The organism is Pantoea sp. B623 (genome assembly GCF_024814475.1).
GTDB lineage: Bacteria > Pseudomonadota > Gammaproteobacteria > Enterobacterales > Enterobacteriaceae > Pantoea > Pantoea ananatis.
Window position 1 is genome coordinate 2093608 of record NZ_JANUXM010000004.1, and the last position, 17863, is coordinate 2111470.

Annotated in this window: 15 protein-coding genes; 7 read left to right on the plus strand and 8 right to left on the minus strand. The window is 54.9% G+C overall.

Going from position 1 to position 17863, the window contains the following annotated elements; all coding sequences use genetic code 11:
- Positions 1 to 24: 24 nt before the first annotated feature.
- From NXS97_RS11580 to NXS97_RS11590, 3 genes are all read right to left on the minus strand, one after another.
- On the minus strand, positions 25 to 840 hold the full coding sequence (locus tag NXS97_RS11580; RefSeq protein WP_014595099.1) for a carbohydrate ABC transporter permease: 816 nt from the start codon (positions 838 to 840) through the stop codon (positions 25 to 27).
- Positions 840 to 1712, minus strand: coding sequence for a carbohydrate ABC transporter permease (locus NXS97_RS11585; RefSeq protein WP_013024220.1), 873 nt, complete (start codon positions 1710 to 1712; stop codon positions 840 to 842). Before NXS97_RS11585 ends, NXS97_RS11580 begins: the two co-directional genes overlap by 1 nt.
- 63 nt (positions 1713 to 1775) lie before the next feature.
- The gene (locus NXS97_RS11590; RefSeq protein ID WP_033770543.1) at positions 1776 to 3107 is read right to left on the minus strand and encodes an extracellular solute-binding protein; all 1332 of its coding nucleotides are present in this window, start codon (positions 3105 to 3107) and stop codon (positions 1776 to 1778) included.
- A gap of 526 nt (positions 3108 to 3633) precedes the next feature.
- Between NXS97_RS11590 and NXS97_RS11595 the strand changes: the two genes are divergently transcribed.
- Together NXS97_RS11595 and NXS97_RS11600 are read left to right on the plus strand one after the other, a co-directional pair.
- Positions 3634 to 4233: a GNAT family N-acetyltransferase gene (locus NXS97_RS11595; RefSeq protein WP_041930951.1), complete on the plus strand. Its 600-nt coding sequence runs from the start codon at positions 3634 to 3636 to the stop codon at positions 4231 to 4233.
- 12 nt (positions 4234 to 4245) lie between these two features.
- Positions 4246 to 5337: an ABC transporter ATP-binding protein gene (locus tag NXS97_RS11600; RefSeq protein WP_014606908.1), complete on the plus strand. Its 1092-nt coding sequence runs from the start codon at positions 4246 to 4248 to the stop codon at positions 5335 to 5337.
- Positions 5338 to 5359: 22 nt separating this feature from the next.
- Here NXS97_RS11600 and NXS97_RS11605 read toward each other — a convergent pair whose 3' ends face one another.
- Together NXS97_RS11605 and NXS97_RS11610 are read right to left on the minus strand one after the other, a co-directional pair.
- Positions 5360 to 6478 (minus strand): ROK family transcriptional regulator, encoded by a 1119-nt coding sequence (locus NXS97_RS11605; RefSeq protein WP_015701237.1) that lies wholly within the window; start codon positions 6476 to 6478, stop codon positions 5360 to 5362.
- The gene (locus NXS97_RS11610; protein WP_014606910.1) at positions 6475 to 7350 is read right to left on the minus strand and encodes a BadF/BadG/BcrA/BcrD ATPase family protein; all 876 of its coding nucleotides are present in this window, start codon (positions 7348 to 7350) and stop codon (positions 6475 to 6477) included. Before NXS97_RS11610 ends, NXS97_RS11605 begins: the two co-directional genes overlap by 4 nt.
- A 274-nt stretch (positions 7351 to 7624) precedes the next feature.
- Here NXS97_RS11610 and NXS97_RS11615 point away from each other — a divergent pair, with 274 nt between their 5' ends.
- The 3 genes from NXS97_RS11615 (at position 7625) to NXS97_RS11625 (ending at position 12607) form a co-directional block, all read left to right on the plus strand.
- Complete coding sequence (locus NXS97_RS11615; protein ID WP_014595093.1) at positions 7625 to 8785, plus strand: Gfo/Idh/MocA family protein; 1161 nt, start codon at positions 7625 to 7627, stop codon at positions 8783 to 8785.
- A 559-nt stretch (positions 8786 to 9344) separates the two neighbouring features.
- Positions 9345 to 9950: a hypothetical protein gene (locus tag NXS97_RS11620; RefSeq protein WP_013024213.1), complete on the plus strand. Its 606-nt coding sequence runs from the start codon at positions 9345 to 9347 to the stop codon at positions 9948 to 9950.
- Positions 9951 to 10216: 266 nt separating this feature from the next.
- Positions 10217 to 12607, plus strand: coding sequence for a glucose/quinate/shikimate family membrane-bound PQQ-dependent dehydrogenase (locus NXS97_RS11625; RefSeq protein WP_014606912.1), 2391 nt, complete (start codon positions 10217 to 10219; stop codon positions 12605 to 12607).
- Positions 12608 to 12655: 48 nt separating this feature from the next.
- Here the strand turns inward: NXS97_RS11625 and NXS97_RS11630 are convergent, their stop codons facing one another.
- The 3 genes from NXS97_RS11630 to NXS97_RS11640 all read right to left on the minus strand — a co-directional run bounded on the left by NXS97_RS11630 (position 12656) and on the right by NXS97_RS11640 (position 15439).
- Positions 12656 to 13879 (minus strand): MFS transporter, encoded by a 1224-nt coding sequence (locus tag NXS97_RS11630; RefSeq protein WP_105077045.1) that lies wholly within the window; start codon positions 13877 to 13879, stop codon positions 12656 to 12658.
- 109 nt (positions 13880 to 13988) lie between these two features.
- Positions 13989 to 14885: a LysR family transcriptional regulator gene (locus NXS97_RS11635; protein ID WP_014595089.1), complete on the minus strand. Its 897-nt coding sequence runs from the start codon at positions 14883 to 14885 to the stop codon at positions 13989 to 13991.
- 185 nt (positions 14886 to 15070) lie between these two features.
- Positions 15071 to 15439 (minus strand): helix-turn-helix domain-containing protein, encoded by a 369-nt coding sequence (locus tag NXS97_RS11640; protein WP_014606915.1) that lies wholly within the window; start codon positions 15437 to 15439, stop codon positions 15071 to 15073.
- 224 nt (positions 15440 to 15663) lie between these two features.
- Here NXS97_RS11640 and NXS97_RS11645 point away from each other — a divergent pair, with 224 nt between their 5' ends.
- Positions 15664 to 16323 carry a response regulator gene (locus tag NXS97_RS11645; RefSeq protein WP_014595088.1) on the plus strand — a complete coding sequence of 220 codons (660 nt, stop codon included), beginning with the start codon at positions 15664 to 15666 and terminating at the stop codon, positions 16321 to 16323.
- Positions 16320 to 17669, plus strand: coding sequence for a HAMP domain-containing sensor histidine kinase (locus tag NXS97_RS11650; protein ID WP_026020989.1), 1350 nt, complete (start codon positions 16320 to 16322; stop codon positions 17667 to 17669). Before NXS97_RS11645 ends, NXS97_RS11650 begins: the two co-directional genes overlap by 4 nt.
- Positions 17670 to 17863 lie beyond the last annotated feature (194 nt).

Below are 17863 nucleotides of genomic sequence, written 5' to 3' on the forward strand. Positions count from 1 at the left end.
TGAATGAGAGATGAACCGGTGCGCTTACTTCACCGCACCTTCCGTTACGCCGCTGATAAACTTGCGCTGGAAAAACAGGAAAACCACGATAAGCGGCATGATAACGATCATCGCGCCAGCCATCAGCACCGGGATATCAATGGTGTTCTTATTCTGGAAAAACATCATGCCAATGGGCAAGGTTCGCAGCTCATCTTTGTTGACCAAAATCAACGGAATAAGGAATTCGTTCCACGTCCAGATAAACAACAGCAGGGCCAGCGTGGAGATCGTGGGCCAGATGGCCGGAACTAAAATCCCCCACAGGATTTTAATGCGAGGCGCGCCATCCATCACCGCCGCCTCGACTAACTCTTTAGGCACCTGCTGGAAAGCGCTGGCAATCATCAGGGTAGTAAACGGCAGCGACAGCGCAACCTGCGGCAGAATCAGGGCCAGATAGGTGTTGGTCAGCCCCATCCAGTGCAGTTCATGATAGAGCGGAATAATAAAGGCTTCACTCGGCAGCACCATGCCCAGCGCCAGCATGGCCGCCACCACTTTCTTGCCCGGAATTTTCAGTAAGGCAAAGCCAAATCCGGCCAGAATACCCAGTAAAATACTGCTCAGCACCACCGGAAACACCACCAGCACCGAGTTCATAAAGTAAACGTTAAAGTGTCCCTGCTGCCAGGCGGTGATGTAGTTTTTGACATTCAGTGAGGCGGGTAAATGAAACACGCCCTGAAACAGCTCCATCTGCGTTTTAAACGAGGTCATCAACGCCATTAAAAACGGCATGATGGTCATCAGCGCCACAATCCAGATCAGCGCACGAGAAATGATCGGTGTGCTTTTCATCAGTAACGTTCCTTCAATGCCAGATGGATCAGATAGTTAAGTCCTAACACAATGACCATACTGAATACGGCAACCGATGAGGCATAGCCGAAGTAATGCAGATCAAAGCCCTGCTTGTACATAAAGATATTGGTCACCATGGTGGAGGTGCCAGGGCCGCCCTGCGTCATTACGTACACCAGATCGAACGCCTTCAGACTGGCGATGACCGTCAGCAACAGCGCGATGCGCAGCTCCGGACGCAGTCCCGGCAGCGTAATGCGCATAAACTTCTGGCGGCGCGAGGAGCCATCCAGGTCCGCCGCTTCAAGCAGGGACGGATCCATTCGCTGCAGTCCCGCCATAAACAGCACCAGACAGAAACCAAAAAAGTACCAGGTGGCGACCATGCCGACGGCCGGCAGTGCCCAGGTAAAATCCCCGAGCCAGGACATCGCCAACTGCGGCAATCCGATGGCACGCAGGACCTGATCGATGGGGCCAAAGGCCGGGTTGTACAGCCAGCGCCACACTACGCCGAGAACCGCCATCGGCATGATATAAGGTAGAAAGAACAGGATGCGCAGTACGCTGCGCTCGGTGTTGTTTCGGGTTTCATACAGAAAGCTGCACAGCAGCAGCCCCACGCCAATCGGCAGGAGAGTATAAAACAGCATCAGAATGGCGTTATTGCCAAGGGCAATCCAGAAGACCGGATCGCTGAACATACGCAGGTAGTTACTGATGCCCGCGAAAACTGGCCGCGAGGTGCCATCCCACTCGGTAAAGCTGATTCCCAACGACGCGAGCAGCGGTAACAGCAGAAACAGGCCATAAACCAGGACTGCGGGAAGAAGATAGAGAAAATTACGCCAACTGCTTTGATTCAACATAACCGTACTCGTCGTAGTCAGAGCGACATTCAGGCCCGGCAGGTTCGCTGCCGGGCAACCGGCTTAGTGTTTCAGGGTTTTCATGTAACGCTGATAGTTGTTATCGAAGTTAATCACCATCTGCTCAGCCGTCTGTCGGCCCGCCAGCAGCAGCTGAACGTTTTGATTCAGTTCGGCGTTCATGGTCGGGGTTGCCCAGTCGACATAATGGCCCAGACCGTCGTAGGCATTCAGGTTCAGCCACACCTGCCAGGCTTCGCCTAACAGCGGATTATCCGCCGGGATTTTTGCGTCTTTATTGGTACTGGCCGGCAGGAAGCCAACGTTCAGCCAGCGGTTTGCCATGCTGTCCGACACCATATAGTTAATAAATTTGGCGGCGGCATCCTGCTGGGCTTTGGTTTTCGCCATGCTGGTCATCGAGAAGGCCAGATCGGTTCCGCCGACCATCAACGGCTGCTTAACGCCGTCACCGGCTGGCATCCCGGTGAAGTGAATATCTTTGTTGTCTTTAAACTGGCCCAGATACCAGGTTCCGCTCACCAGGAACGCAGACTGACCGTTCTGGAATAACGTGGCGGCATCATCATGACCAATGCCCTGATAGCCCGGGAACAGATAACCTTTGTCCGCCCAGCCTTTCATCATGGTGGCCGCTTTTTTCAGCTTGTCATCTTTGAACGTGCCGCCCACGTCGTAAATCAAATCATCCAGTTTTTTGCGGTCGCTGCTTTCAATTTGCGCTTCCCACAGCGTACTGAGTAACTGCTGCCCCATGTTGCCGTCTAATAAACCCAGCATCATTGGCGGCGTGCCCTGCTGCTTGAGTTTTGCCATTGCGGCGTCAAGCTCGCTCAGGGTTTTCGGTACCGCAATACCGGCCTTATCCAGCAGCGCCTTGTTATAATAGAGGCCAACCATTTCACCGAGGCTGGCCACGCCGTACAGCTTGCCGCTGCCAAACTGGCCGCTGTCAGACCAGCGGTTACGCTTGAGAATGGAGTCCGGGAATTTTTGGGTCCAGCCGTATTCGGCCGCATAGCTATCCAGCGGCAGCAGCAGTTTGTCTTTGACCAGCGATCCCATATCGCCGCCGCCCTGATTCACCTGGGCAATCTGCGGACCTTCACCTGCGGTCAGGGCCAACTTAAGAGGAATGCGCGTGTCTTCAAAGGAGTGCACGGACCGGTTGATAACGATACCGGGGTTTTGCTGGGAAAAGTCTTTAATACCTTCATCGACGGCCGCCGTTTGCTGAGGATAACTGTAGATATCCCATTCATTCAGGGTAACGGTGCTGTCGGCATGCGCAACGCTGCCCATCAGCAAGCCCGCCGCCAACAGGCTACGAACCGAAGTGCGAAAACGGAACGAACGAACTGAGGAATCAGACATCATGCTCACTTTCTCCAATACAGGATGGGCATCCTTTCTTCACAGGGTCTGCAATCCCGCAGACTGTCGCCGCATAAATCACCTTCTCACTCATAGTTACTTTAATAAAAAAATAAAGTCAAACATCCCACCTTGGGAATTGCCAGGTTGTGAGCCTGCGCAAAAAAACACGCTGACAGGGCAACGCTCAGCATAAGTGGAGAGAAATCCGCACAAATCTGGCGCGTTATCGGTGTCCGTTCGCCGCGGGCCAGCACGATAAACCAGCCTAAAAATGGCGTAATAACTTGCTGATAAAAAATATGAAAATCATATGACGCTCACATTTTTAACTTTTTATTTTCTCTGACGATTGCCGCCAGCCGGTTCACCGCCTGCGACAGAAGCCCACAGGGACTGGCCTGGTCAGCTAATAAGATCCGAGCGGAGGCGACTTCAGGATAGCGGGGCAATTATTCCATCTTGAAAACTAAGTCAGCTTTCATTACCGTGAGGTTGTTCAACTACTGACCTGTGAGAGATGACGATGGCGAATCAAGGTGTCATTCGTCCGGCCACCGAGTCGGACTATTCAGCGCTTTACCGCATCTGTCTGGAAACCGCCAATGCCGGTAAGGATGCCCGTAACCACTATTCCGATCCCGAGTATCCTGGACAGCGCTTTGCGGTGCCCTACGCCCGCTTTGCACCGGATTTTGCCTTTGTGCTGGACGTGGAAGGCGAAGTGATGGGCTATGTTGTCGCTACGCCCGATACCCGCGCCTTTGAAGCGCAGCTTGAGCAGCACTGGTGGCCTCAGCTTCAGGAAAAATACCGTGACCGCACGCCCAGCGCCCCCTATGACAGCAAAATTCTCGACAGCATCCGTCAGCCTGAACGTGCCGATGCGCAGCTGGTGACACAGTGGCCCGCGCATTTACATATCAATCTGCTGCCGCCGGTGCAGCAAGGCGGCTGGGGCCGCAGGATGATTGCACAGGAACTGGCTGCGCTACGCCAGGCCGGCGTGAAAGGCGTTCACCTTGGCGTCAGCCTGCAAAATGAACAGGTGTGCGCGTTCTATCAACGCATGGGATTCAGCCACATCCTGCGCAGCAACGCCATATATATGGGCCAGTTACTTTAAGTGAGAGAGTTTATGACCAGCCTGCGCTTACAGAACGTTAAGAAGTCCTATGACCATATCGATGTGATTCACGGCGTCGATCTCAGGGTAAACAGCGGCGAATTTGTGGTGTTCGTTGGGCCATCCGGCTGCGGTAAATCTACCCTGCTACGGATGATCGCCGGGCTGGAAGAAATTACTGACGGCACATTGCTGATTGACGATAAAGACATGACCCGTCAGCCCGCAACCGAACGCGGCATCGCCATGGTGTTTCAGTCTTATGCGCTTTATCCCAACATGACGGTGCGCGGTAATCTGGCCTATCCGCTTGAGGTGATGAAAAAGCCGAAAGCCGAGATAGCCCAGGCAATTGAACAAACCGCCGCGCGCTTGCACCTGACCGAACTGCTGGATCGCCTGCCACGGGCGCTTTCCGGGGGCCAGCGTCAGCGCGTGGCCATTGGCCGCGCCATTATTCGCCATCCGCGCATCTTCCTGTTTGATGAGCCGCTCTCCAACCTGGATGCCGAGCTGCGTCTGCAAATGCGCATCGAGATTGCCCGCCTGCACGCCTCGCTGGGCAACACCATGATTTATGTGACCCACGATCAGTCGGAGGCGATGACGCTTGCCGATCGTATCGTGGTGCTGCGCAAAGGACGGATTGAACAGGTTGGCGCGCCGTTAGCGTTGTACAGCGACCCAGACAACCTGTTTGTGGCCGGTTTTATCGGCTCGCCGAAGATGAATTTCCTCCAAGCCGAAGTCACCGCCACGGGTCAGGGTGAGGTGCAGTTACGCGTGCCGGATTTGAAGATAACGCAGCTGGTGCTAAAGATTGCGGCGCCCTGCCGCGAGGGCCAGCGCGTCACCCTGGGCATTCGTCCCGAGCACATGCAGCCCGCCGCGGAAACGCCAGCCGAACGTCAGTTCAGCGGCACGCTCTCCTTTGCCGAAATGCTCGGCCACACCAATTATCTTTACCTTGATTTAGGCATTGAACAGATGCTGGTTGTTGAGGCGCGCGAGGCGCAACGGCGTGATTTAGGCGTGGAGGTCAGGCTGGGTTTATCGGCAGACCACTGCCTGCTGTTTGATGAGCAGGGGCAGCGTCTGCGTTAAACAGGATGGCGCTGCGGCGCCGTCAGGTCACGGGTTCTTCATCCGCCTGGGCAGCCAGCAGATCGAGCAGCATATTCACGGCAAAGCCTGCCGCGCCCAGCGCCCACATGCGGTTTGATTCTGTCAGAAACTGCAGCGGTGTCGTCTGTGGCGTCAGCTTCAGACGATAGGCCTGAAAGCTCTGGGTAATGTGGTCCAGCAGAATACGTGAAGCCATGTGCGGTTCCATCGCCAGGAACACGACGTCAGGATCGTACGCCACCGACAGATTGGCCAGGGAAATTCCCAGTTCACGTCCCGCCTCTTCCAGTGCGCTCAGCACCTCGGCCGTGGGCCGCTGATCGAGCGCCTGCAACGTTAGCGGACCGCCCGCTTCATCCTGCTGGACACGTTGCAGGATTGCCCGGGACGAGGCCACATCCTCGAGCAGACGCAGCGAGCCATCGCCGACCAGGCCGTTACCGATCTCGCCCGCTTTGCCATGTCGCCCGCGATACAGTCGGCGGTTAAGAATAATGCCTGCGCCAATGCCTTTACCGTAAGTCGCAATAACCGCTGACTGCGCGTTGCCCAGTTGGCCAAACACCAGGGTGGCCATCGCCATCGCATTGGCATCGTTTTCGATAAATACCGGCAGGGAAAAGCGTGTTTCCAGCATCTGCGCGATAGGGACATTCTCCCAGTCGAGCACTTTCGAACGAATACAGTAGCCGTTTTCGGCATCGACTAAACCGGATAAGGCCAGGCCAATCGCGCCAACCTGTTTTTCTTCCACGCCGCGTAGAAATTTAGCCAGCGCATCGCCCAGCTGTCGTGGCGTGATGGCGCCGGAAGGCATCTGCTGTTCTCCCAGCAGATTGCCGCTGAGGTCGGTCATTACGATCAGGTTACGTTCGGCGTTAAGCTGAATGCCAATGACGCTGGCGCGATCGGGATTCAGCCCCAGCAAGGTTTTAGGCCGCCCCATTGATACGCGGCGCAGCCCCAGTTCCTGCACGATGCCCTGCGCCAGCAGTCGGTTGGTCGCCTGGGAGACGGTAGACATGCTGAGTCCGCTTCGGACCTTGAGGTCAGACTGGCTGACAGGCGCATGTTCCACGATCAGTCTCAGAATGCGCGCGGTAACGTTTGGAGCAATCATAGCGTCCTCAGATTTGCCCGGGCCATCATTAATGCCCCGTCCAGAGCATCGTGTTGCGCAGCGACCAGCCGGGCCTGACTCTCCGCGCTCAGCCAGGGCTGAATCGGTGTGGCCAGCCCGCCCATGAGGGCGACGCATCCCTGACTGATGGTAGAGAGACGGCTGACCATTAAGCCAATATCGCTTGCAGTCTGCTGCAGGAGATCCACGGCATGACGATCGTCCGCGTGCGCGGCGGCGAATACATCAGGCACCACGCGCGCCCAGTCGGCGGGCATCGCTTCTCGCGTCCACATCAACATGGTTTCCGGGCTGTGGTTAAACTGTGCCATCAGGCCGTGGGTAAAGTCTGTGCTGTCAACAATGGCTTCATGGGCCAGTAATGCCAGCCGCAGCGCGCGTCGCCCCAGCTCAGCGCCGGAGCCGTGATCGGACAGCGCGAATCCCCAGCCGCCCAGCAGCGTAAACCGCTCGCCATCCCAGGCTGCGCCCTGGCTACCGGTGCCAATAATAAAAACCGCACCGGGTGCCGCCGCATGGGCGCCGGCGCAGGCAATCTCAACATCGCTGACCACCTGCACGCTCGCGCAGGCAGGCTGCCATTGCGTCAGGCGCGCCTTAACCGAGGCCACATTCGCACCGGCTAATCCTGCCACCAGCGAGGTCTGCGCCAGCGCCTGTGGCGTCAGCCCTGCCTGAGACAGCACGGCTGCCATGAGCTGCTCAACGCAGTTCAGAGCCGCATCAAACTGTGACCAGACGTTGGCAGGGCCGCCCACCGCCTGAGCCAGCACGTTGCCATTCGCGTCGGTCAACCGCGCACGACACTGCGTACCGCCGCCATCAATACCAAGGAGATAGTGTGATTGCACGCGCTTCCTCCCGCCGTAAACGCATCTCGATTCTGTAATCTGCGAACGATAGGTGAAAAAAACTTAAATCGCAATAACAAATAAATATAGGCAAAAAACAATAACTATTTATTATTTAAAATCAATAAAATACCTAAAAATACGTATGCAAATCACACAACGCGTTATTGACATTAGTTTTTCTGTCGTAATAAGTTGGTAGCCAGTCTTTCCATCATTGCGTCCCGTCAGCGGCGTACTCACCGTTGTCAGAATTCAGGATCAGGGGTTTACCATGAAAGTAGGCATTATTGGTCTCGGCTTTCGTCTTTCTCATGTCGTTAAAGAGTTTCACAAGGCTGATACCGAATTTTCGCTGGTAGGTTATTACGATCCAGCACCGGCCGGTTTGCCGAATCTGCACAGTTTCGGCATCGATCCCGGCAAGGCGTTCGATTCCGTTGAGGCGCTGCTGCAACAGGGTGGTTTTGATTTGCTGCTGGTGGGCTCGCCTAACTTTATGCATCTTGAGCATGTCACACAGGCGCTGGCAGCAGGCTATACTGTGTTTACTGAAAAGCCTGTCGTGATTAACGAAGAACAAACGATGGCGATGGCAAAACTGGTTCAGCAGTATGGCGAAGACCGTATTCTGGTAGGGCTGGTGCTGCGTTACTCGCCGCTCTATCACGATCTGCTGGCAGCACGTGACGATCGTCGCCTGGGTGAAATCACCTCTATTGAAGCGACAGAACATATCAAGCCTTATCATGGCGCGTTCTTCCAGCGCGACTGGCGCAGGCTCGAAAAGTATGCCGGTCCTTATATTCTGGAAAAATGCTGTCACGACATCGATCTCTACCAGGGATTAATGCAGGAGCGCCCCCTTCGGGTAGCCAGCTTTGGCGGACGCAAGTCGTTCACGCCTCAGCATGCACCACAAGGTGCGATCACCGAGCAGTCTGAGATTTATCACACTAAGCCCAGCGGCTGGTCGAGTACCGACGCGGTGTTTAGCAGCGATGCCGATATTGTCGATTACCAGACCGCCCTGATTGAGTACGCCAGCGGCGCAACGCTGTCTTTTCACGCTAACCTCAACGTCCCGGACGAATTCCGCCGGTTCTGCGTGATAGGCACTGACGGCATGGCTGAAGGCGATTTTGTCCGTAACTATTTTCGCGTGCACAACGCACGCACCGGCGAAAAAGAAGTGGAAACCGCCTACAGCGGCAACGCCTATGACGGTCATTACGGTGCCGATGCCTTAATGGCGGAAGAGATCGTTAAGCACGTCAAGCAGGGAACGCCGCTAAAAGTTTCTGTTGTTGACGCACTGGAAGCCGGCCTGACGGCCATTAAGATTGATGAAGCGCGCAAAACCCGCAGCGTCATCGATCTGACCGAAAGCTGGACACGTTTTGACGCCAACCTGGGAAAAACGGGAACGCACTAGTTCCCTCCTGATAGCTCACTCCCCCGAGCCCATCAGGTTAAACATAGCTCGACGACTGGTACCCTACTTAAACCGGCCTCAGGCCGGTTTTTTTATTCCTCCACACCTGTACTTCTCCTGCCCTGCGGGCAAGCGTCGCGCGGCATAAGGCGTTTCCGCCTGCGTTTTCCATGAGGATTGACCTGTGCGGATGATTATTAAAAAAAACCGCCTGCTCTGCTGATAACTTAACTCAGGATAAGATAAAGCAGTAAACGAAGCGGCCGTTGTGACATCAGAACGACACTTTCTGCTGATAATCAGATGACGTTTATTACGCGTTTTACAAAACAACGTGCAGGGTGAATTAACGCTTTCGACGAGTAGTCACGCCAGAAAAGACCATTTAACGTTATCATTAGAGTGCATATAAATTTAAATAACGGATAACAAAAAAGTGCTGATTAATATATAAAAAACGTGTGTTGCCAGGAGAATCGCGTATATTAATCGCCGTACTTCCCTCTCGTTATGCAAAAAATAAAATTCACAGCAAACGTTAAATAGTTTCGATGAGATAATGAAAAATAGCGGATATAACCCTTATATTACTGAGCCTATTCATCACGTCACGAGTCAGGTGGCCGGTATTTGTTACCACCTCCCGAATTCGGACTGCACACAACCGACGAAAAGGATACTTAACGATGACAACATTATTTCATTGCACAACCATCTTGCAACTGAAGAAGCATTAATCATTATCCCCCTGTGTGATGCACAGTTAAAAGAATGGATTCAGCATCCCGAACGTTATTTACACCTACAGGATGCGCGGGTGCGTATTGGTATTAATTATCGCAACCTCAGGGCCCATCAGGAAAAATTACTGGAATTAATTAACGCTTATCGTTTCTGGCTTTTTGATTTTGCACCGCCTGGCGCAGACTGGCATTTAGTCGAATCCTTTCCTTTTTCCGCCATTGTCTTAAGTTATTCATTCTTTAATGACAACTATCGGAAATTTACATTTCCTTTTTTTCTTGAGTCATTAAAAGGGAAAGGCGCCGAGATTATCGTGCGCGGTTACGAACCAACGTTATCAGCAGAACAACTCGCGGCACTTAACATTAGCGGCTGGCAATTACAACGCGCGTCTGGCGATCTCATTCCCTTTACGCTTTAACCTTTCTTATCTCCTGGCACTATTGAATCATATCGGCAAGCCCCATTAACACCGTCTAAAGTATTGCCTTAGATGCGTTGTTAAGAGCTTTAAGCCAAAAAAATCAAAACTCATACCAATTTTGCTATAACATTTAACAGATATGGATCATCACGCTTCAGGGAAGAGCGAAATAAGAATGCCTTTCATCTTTTGTACTTTATGACTGACAACAATCTATCTGATTGTTTTCCTGAGTTTTCTGGCAACGAAATGAGGTCAACATTATGGGGAAAAACTCCTCATCCTTTAGCGTGGTCCGTTTTTTAACGGTGCTGTTCGCCGTGCTAACGGGTGCGTTCATGTTAATTGGTGGTATCTGGCTGGCCACGATCGGTGGTTCCTGGTACTACATCATCGGCGGTGCAGCCATGCTGCTTACCGCTTTCCTGCTGTGGCGACGTAACAGCGCTGCCCTGGTTGTCTATGCGCTCTTACTGCTGGCTACGCTGGCCTGGGGCGTTTGGGAAGTCGGCACCGACTTCTGGGCACTGGCACCGCGTACCGACGTACTGGTGATCTTTGGCGTCTGGCTGGTGTTGCCCTTTGTCTATCGCGGCTTATACCAGCCGGGTAAAGGCGCACTGGGTGCCATGGGCGTAGCGCTGGTTGCCAGTGCAGCGGTGTTAACCTATTCCGTCTTTAATGATCCGCAAGTGGTTAACGGTGCATTACCGGCAACAGCGGATAATGCGCCTCAGGCACAGCCGTTGAGCAATATTGCTGATGGCGACTGGCCGGCCTATGCGCGCGATCAGCAAGGGACGCGCTTCTCGCCGCTCAAGCAGATCAACCACGACAATGTGAAAGAACTGCAGGTTGCCTGGCAATTCCAGACCGGTGATATGAAACGCCCAAGCGATCCGGGCGAAATTACCGATGAAGTGACGCCAATCAAGATTCGCGACACGCTGTATCTTTGCACGCCACATCAGATTTTATTTGCTCTGGATGCGGCCACCGGCAAGCAAAAGTGGAAGTTTGATCCCGGCCTGAAAACCAATCCAACCTTCCAGCACGTGACCTGTCGTGGTGTGTCATACCACGAATTCCCTGCAGCGAAGGATGCGTCCAATACCCAGCCTGCGCTGTGCTCGCGTCGTATCTACCTGCCAGTCAATGACGGGCGTTTGTTCGCGCTGGATGCGGAAACCGGTGAACGCTGCCCGGCCTTTGGTAACAACGGTGAGCTGGATCTGCAGCACAAGCAGCCGGTCACAACGCCAGGCATGTATGAGCCAACCTCGCCACCAGTGATTACTGACACCACCATTGTGATGGCTGGCGCGGTAACCGATAACTTTTCAACCCGTGAACCTTCAGGCGCCATCCGTGGCTTTGATGTGAACACCGGTAAGCTGTTGTGGGTGTTCGATCCGGGCGCGAAAGATCCTAACGCGATTCCGGCGGATGAACACACGTTCACCATGAACTCCCCTAACTCGTGGGCACCTGCGGTTTACGATCCGAAGCTGGATATCGTTTACCTGCCAATGGGGGTGACCACGCCGGATATCTGGGGCGGCAACCGCACACCTGAGCAGGAACGTTATGCCAGCAGCGTGCTGGCGCTGAACGCGACGACCGGTAAGCTGGTGTGGTCATATCAGACTGTGCATCACGATCTGTGGGATATGGACCTGCCTTCGCAGCCGACGCTGGCGGATATTACCGATAAAGACGGTAACACCGTGCCGGTTATCTATGCCCCTGCCAAAACCGGGAACATCTTTGTTCTGGATCGCCGCACAGGTAAAACTGTGGTTCCGGCCCCGGAAACCCCTGTTCCGCAGGGCGCGGCTAAGGGCGACCATGTCTCAGCTACACAGCCTTACTCTGAACTGACCTTCCGTCCGAAACAGAACCTGACGGATAAGGACATGTGGGGCGCGACGATGTATGACCAACTGGTGTGCCGCGTGATTTTCAAACGTCTGCGCTACGAAGGTCCGTTCACGCCACCTTCTGAGCAGGGCACCCTGGTCTTCCCGGGTAACCTGGGCATGTTTGAATGGGGCGGCATTTCCGTTGATCCGCATCGTCAGATTGCGATTGCTAACCCAATGGCGCTGCCGTTCGTGTCTAAGCTGATCCCACGCGGTCCGGGTAATCCGGAAGAGCCACCAAAAGGCGCAACGGGCGGTTCAGGTACTGAAACCGGTATTCAGCCGCAGTACGGCGTGCCGTATGGCGTTGAACTGAATCCGTTCCTGTCACCTTTTGGTCTGCCGTGTAAACAACCTGCATGGGGTTATGTTTCTGCTGTTGACCTGAAAACCAACGAAGTGGTGTGGAAACAACGTATTGGTACCGTTCGTGACAGCTCACCTGTACCGCTGCCCTTTAAAATGGGTATGCCAATGCTGGGCGGACCGGTTGCCACCGCAGGCAAAGTGTTCTTTATTGGCGCAACGGCTGATAACTACCTGCGTGCTTACAGCACCGACACCGGTGAACTCTTGTGGCAGGCGCGCCTGCCAGCCGGTGGTCAGGCAACGCCAATGACCTATGAAGTTAACGGCAAGCAATACGTTGTGATTGCTGCCGGTGGCCATGGTTCATTCGGCACCAAGCTGGGCGATTACGTGATTGCCTATGCGCTGCCCGACCAGAAGTAATTAACACCTGAACAGAGGCGGACTCCGGTCCGCCTTTTTTTATGCCTGCTATCTGCCCTGTGCTTTTGCGCGTGGGGAGCGCCAGCTTAACCAGGCGCACAGCCCCATGACCATGCAGGTGGCCAGAAATACTGGCCGCATTCCCCACGCGCCACCAATCACCCCACCAAAAAGGGGACCACTGACCTGGCCGATATACTGCGCCGACGTCGAATAGCCGAGCATGCGCCCCACCTGCACGGCGGGAACGTGGTGACGGATAATGGCGGTAATGCAGGGCATCAGACCGCCCAGCGACATGCCCATCAGGAAACGTAACGGCAGCAGCTGCCAGGCATCGGTAATAAAAGCCTGAGGGATCAGTAACAGCGCGCAGCCAAACAGGCCAGCGCTCAGGACCCGCCAGTGCCCCACGCGGTCGGCCAGCTTGCCGACAAAGGGTGCTGAAAGAATACTGCCCAGCGCGGCCGCGGCCATCACCAGGCCGGACATCAGGGTGATGGCATGCTCCTGATGTAAAAACTGGCCGATATACAGCGTGATGACAGGCTCTATCGACATATTGGCAAACACCAGCAGCATGGCCGTTAACCACATCAGCCTGACTATCGCCCGGTCAAAGGGAGCAGCAGCCTCGCCCGGCTGAGGACAAACGCTCTGCACCTTCTTACGCGCCACGGCTGGCTCCTTCAGCAAAAAGGTGGTCGCCAGGAATGCCACAAAAATGACCGCCCCCGTCAGCCAGAACGTAGCCCGAATGCCGATCAGCGGCGGGAGTACACCGCCCAGTAAGGGGCCTATAACATTACCGGCCATCATGCCGGATGCCAGCACGCCTAACGCCCATCCGGTATGCGCTTTAGGGGTTTGCGCAGCAATCAGAATGGTGGAGCCGGAAGAATAGCCCCCGAGTAATCCCGCCAGTAAACGTAGCGCCACCAGCTGCCACACAGCGGTTGCCATGCCGATCAGTGCCATGGCGAGGGCCATTCCCAGGCTCGCCCGGATCAGCATCAGCTTACGGCCGTAGCGATCGCCCAGCCTGCCCCACAGCGGCGCGGTTAACGCGGCGCTGAGAAAGGTTGCGCCATAGGCCACGCCGGACCAGCGCGCAATGGCCGCCGGGTGCTGTACGCCCAGCTGTTGAACATACAAGGGTAAAAAAGGCAGCAGCAAGGTCATGGCGACCAGGGTCGTAAACGAGCCAAAGACGCAAACCCATAAGTTACGTTTCCAGTGGTGGAATACAGGTGCCTCAGACGTGATTTCCATGCGATATCCCCATCGTGTTTAGGGACTCAGGCTAACAATGGTGACGAGACAACAACAGTCGGCGCGCGATATTTGCTGACTGGCCTGTTTTGTTGCTGTACTGCAACAATCAGCGCGCACCCAGTTGGTCGATCAGCGTATCGCACAGCAGGTTGATGGGAGAGGCCGATGCGATGTCCTGATGCCTCAGCAGGTAGCTCTGTAAGCGATCCATCTGCCACTCCGGCAGCACCTGGACAATTTGCCCCTGCGTCAGCGCCTCCTGCACCATATAGGAAGGCAGATAGGCGATGCCGTTGCCCGCCAGTGCAGCGTTCAGCAGCGCCATACTGTTATTGGCCCGAAAGCGGCTACGCACGTCTACCGCCAGACGCAGCTTATCGCGACGAAAAGGCAGTGCCGCCGTGTGCGCCGGGCCGTGAAACATCAAGAGATCATGGCGGGGTAACAGGCGCGGATGCGAAATGGCAGGATGCTGCGCCAGGTAGTCAGGGGCGGCGTACAGGCCCCAGTGGATGTCGCTCAAAACACGAAAGTTGCCCTGGCGGGGCGCATGAGCACGGATAACTATCGCGATGTCTACCCCGTCGCCAAGGGTCTCATCGTTGTTATCCGTAAGGCTGAGATCGACATTGATGTGCAGATGACCGCGCAGAAACCGATTCAGCAGCGGCACGATGCACTGGCAGCCATAGGTGACGGGCGCCTGTAAGCGGACATTACCGGCAGGATTTTGGTGAGCCTGCTGCACAAAATCTTCGGCCCGGTGCATTTCGTCCAGCATACGCACGCAAAATGGATAGTAAGCCTGGCCGAGTTCCGTCAGCGTCATCCGGCGAGTCGTACGCTGGAGCAGCCGAATGCCCAGCCGCTGTTCCAGCCCGGCAATTTCCCGGCTGATGTGGGACTTTGACACGCCGAGTACGCGTGCGGCTTCCGTAAAGCTTTTGAGTTCCACCACGCGCGCAAACAACATCATGGCGATCAGGTTATCGCTGTTAGTCATCGGGTTCCTGGGACAAATCGGCCTGCTGAAGGTTATTGCACAGCCACGACGCCGTGCCTCAGGCAGTCAGAATAAAGCAACGGAAGGAAAGCGGACAGCGTGGGAGCAGGAAAAAGGACGCGAGGCAGCCCTGACGATGCATGGACATTCCCACAAGTTCGCGGATGGGAATGTCCATACAGAGACTAACTTGCCATGGCATAAGGGAATAATAAACGATCTGGCTCTACCCGGCGCTGACGGCGCAGTTGACCCGGCGTCACCATAAAATAGTTTTTAAACGTTCGTGTGTAGGCCTGTTGGGTATCAAACCCATAGCTCATCGCCACCTGTAAAATCGCTTCGTTGCTGTTAAGCAGCGTCAGGGCCGACTCGGTCAGACGGCGCTGACGGATATACTCGGCCAGTGAGAAGCCGGTATGCTGGCGAAATAACCGTTGCAGGTGCCAACGGGAATAGCCCGCGCGGCGAGCAACTTCGTCCAGATGCAGATCGTGTCCTAAATTGCTTTCTATCCATTCCAGCAAACTACGAATAAACTCGCGCTGATTCATGGTGTTCTCCTGGTTAAAGCAGATGTGCAGGGAACACACTGTAGCGCGTTAAATTTATCCCTTAATTAGCGAAAAATTAGCGCAGAATTAGCAAAGCGGTAAAATCGCCTCTTTAGGTACAGGCATCCGGCGCGCCCCGGCCTTTTAGCAGGCTGAGCGCCCCAATAATTCTGCGCTAATAATCCAGCGCTACACTGTTGCCATTTTTCGGGAGGGCATCATCCATGCGCGTTTTGTTGGTCGAAGATGATGAAATGATCGGCGCGAATTTGCAGCAGGCGCTGGAAGCGGCAGGCTGGTCAGTTGACTGGGTACGCGATGGCGTGTATGCGCAAAACGCCTGGAGCGAAGGCGGCTACAGCTGCGTCCTGCTTGATCTTGGCTTACCCCGGGACGATGGATTGCAGGTGCTGAGACGGGCACGCGGGCGCGGGGATGCCACACCGGTCTTGATCCTTACCGCCCGCGATACGGTCGCTCAGCGCGTACAGGGCCTGGATTATGGTGCGGATGACTACCTGCTTAAGCCTTTTGATCTTCAGGAGGTCATGGCCCGCATGCGTGCGATTACCCGGCGCCATCACGGTTCCGCCGATTCGGTGCTGGGCAGCGGGGATGTTCAACTGGATATGCTGACGCGCGAAGTCCTGTACAAAGGGCAACGTGAGCAGTTAACCGCCCGGGAATATGCCCTGCTCTATGCGCTGCTGGAGCGGCCCGGTGCCATCCTGTCACGCGAGCAGTTAGAGAACCGCATCTATGGCTGGGGCGAAGAAGTCAGCAGCAATGCGGTAGACGTATTAATCCACGGCATGCGGCGCAAGCTGGATAATGATGTGATCCGCAACGTGCGCGGACTGGGTTGGCGAGTACCGGCAATATGAAAATCTTTATGCGATCGTTACGTAATAAATTACTCAGTACGTTACTGGTCATTCATTTGCTGATGATTGGCGGCGTGGCCTGGTATTTCTTTAGCTGCTACGGTGAAATGGTGGGCGTCATCAAGGATGAGCAGCTCGCCAAGCTGGCCGATGCCTGGTCAGTGAATCGCGAAATCCCTCCACTGATGCCGCTTATTGCGCCAGCGCACAAGATCAAAAGCGCCTTCGTCATTCAGCTATGGGATGCCAAAGGTCAGCTACGCTCCAGCTCCTGGCCTGAGTTGCACGCGCCGTTACAGGCCGAAAACGGCTACAAAGATGTGCAGATCGGCGGCTGCCACGACTGCGAATGGCGAATTTATACCCGCTCCGGCCAGCCCGGCAGCGAGATAAAGACCATTCAGGTGATGCTCAATCTCAGCTACATGAAAGAAATGATGGTGAGGCGGGCGCTGTCGGCGATTATTCCGCTGATTTTAATGATGCCGCTGTCATTACTGGTTATCTGGCTGGTCGTGCGCAAAATCACCCGGGATTTGCGCGTTGCCTCCCGGGAGATTGCCGCGCAGGATGCCCATCACCCACACAGCGTTTCACCGGGAAGCCTGCCTGATGAAATTCAGCCGCTGGTCGCCGCCTATAATTCGCTGCTGGATAAACTTCGTGCGGCCTGGTCTTCACAGCGCCAGTTTATGGAAGATGCCGCTCACGAATTGCGGACGCCGGTCACGGCGGTTACGTTGCAGTTGGAGAACCTGCGGCAGCATATTCAGCCTGGCGAGGCCAGCCGTCAGTTTGCACAACTGGAATCGGGCGTGACCCGCACCCGCCATCTGGTGACCCAATTGCTGAATATGTCACGCTGGGAAGATCAGTCGGTTGTCGCCAGCCTCGAAACTATCGCGCTGGAAGATGTGCTGAAAGAGAGCATTGAGCAGCTCATGGTGGTGGCAGATAAACGCGGTATCGACATTGGCTTTAGCGGCACCACGCACTACCAGTTGCAGGCCGGACGATCGGAGCTGCGAAGCCTGTTTGATAACCTGATTGGCAATGCCATGCTTCATACGCCTGAAGGCAGCCTGGTGGATGTCCTGCTGCACCGTGTTGACGGGCAAACCGTGGTAGATATCGTCGATAACGGCCCTGGCATGCCGGAGTCGTTTATTGAACGCGCGTTTGATCGCTTTGCCCGCGCCCCGGATGTTAAAGCCCAGGGGAGCGGGTTAGGCTTGTCTATTGTACGAAGCGTGGCGCACAAACATCATATCCGCGTTGCCCTGTCCAATTGCCTGAATCCGCACGGTGTGCGTTGCGGTTTTCAGGTCCGCGTCACTTTTCCCTGATCCTCGCTGTTTGATTCGGAACCAGACAACGTAAACGGTTGCCTGGTTCCGTTCGCCTGAGACAATATTGTGACAAGCATCACAATATTGATGAATTGTTATGCAACACATTTTGACAAATGTGACCAAAAGCTATTTTCTATCTCTCTGTTACAGGCACGCTACGCTAACTAAAACAGGCGGCCTGAGTACAT

Excerpts from the sequence above, each read along its gene's own strand:
- NXS97_RS11615 (WP_014595093.1), top strand. The coding sequence starts at position 7,625 with ATGAAAGTAGGCATTATTGGTCTCGGCTTTCGTCTTTCTCATGTCGTT.
- NXS97_RS11590 (WP_033770543.1), bottom strand. The coding sequence starts at position 3,107 with ATGTCTGATTCCTCAGTTCGTTCGTTCCGTTTTCGCACTTCGGTTCGT.
- NXS97_RS11585 (WP_013024220.1), bottom strand. The coding sequence starts at position 1,712 with ATGTTGAATCAAAGCAGTTGGCGTAATTTTCTCTATCTTCTTCCCGCA.
- NXS97_RS11580 (WP_014595099.1), bottom strand. The coding sequence starts at position 840 with ATGAAAAGCACACCGATCATTTCTCGTGCGCTGATCTGGATTGTGGCG.
- NXS97_RS11645 (WP_014595088.1), top strand. The coding sequence starts at position 15,664 with ATGCGCGTTTTGTTGGTCGAAGATGATGAAATGATCGGCGCGAATTTG.
- NXS97_RS11630 (WP_105077045.1), bottom strand. The coding sequence starts at position 13,879 with ATGGAAATCACGTCTGAGGCACCTGTATTCCACCACTGGAAACGTAAC.
- NXS97_RS11635 (WP_014595089.1), bottom strand. The coding sequence starts at position 14,885 with ATGACTAACAGCGATAACCTGATCGCCATGATGTTGTTTGCGCGCGTG.
- NXS97_RS11605 (WP_015701237.1), bottom strand. The coding sequence starts at position 6,478 with ATGATTGCTCCAAACGTTACCGCGCGCATTCTGAGACTGATCGTGGAA.
- NXS97_RS11620 (WP_013024213.1), top strand. The coding sequence starts at position 9,345 with ATGAAAAATAGCGGATATAACCCTTATATTACTGAGCCTATTCATCAC.
- NXS97_RS11650 (WP_026020989.1), top strand. The coding sequence starts at position 16,320 with ATGAAAATCTTTATGCGATCGTTACGTAATAAATTACTCAGTACGTTA.
- NXS97_RS11595 (WP_041930951.1), top strand. The coding sequence starts at position 3,634 with ATGGCGAATCAAGGTGTCATTCGTCCGGCCACCGAGTCGGACTATTCA.
- NXS97_RS11600 (WP_014606908.1), top strand. The coding sequence starts at position 4,246 with ATGACCAGCCTGCGCTTACAGAACGTTAAGAAGTCCTATGACCATATC.
- NXS97_RS11640 (WP_014606915.1), bottom strand. The coding sequence starts at position 15,439 with ATGAATCAGCGCGAGTTTATTCGTAGTTTGCTGGAATGGATAGAAAGC.
- NXS97_RS11625 (WP_014606912.1), top strand. The coding sequence starts at position 10,217 with ATGGGGAAAAACTCCTCATCCTTTAGCGTGGTCCGTTTTTTAACGGTG.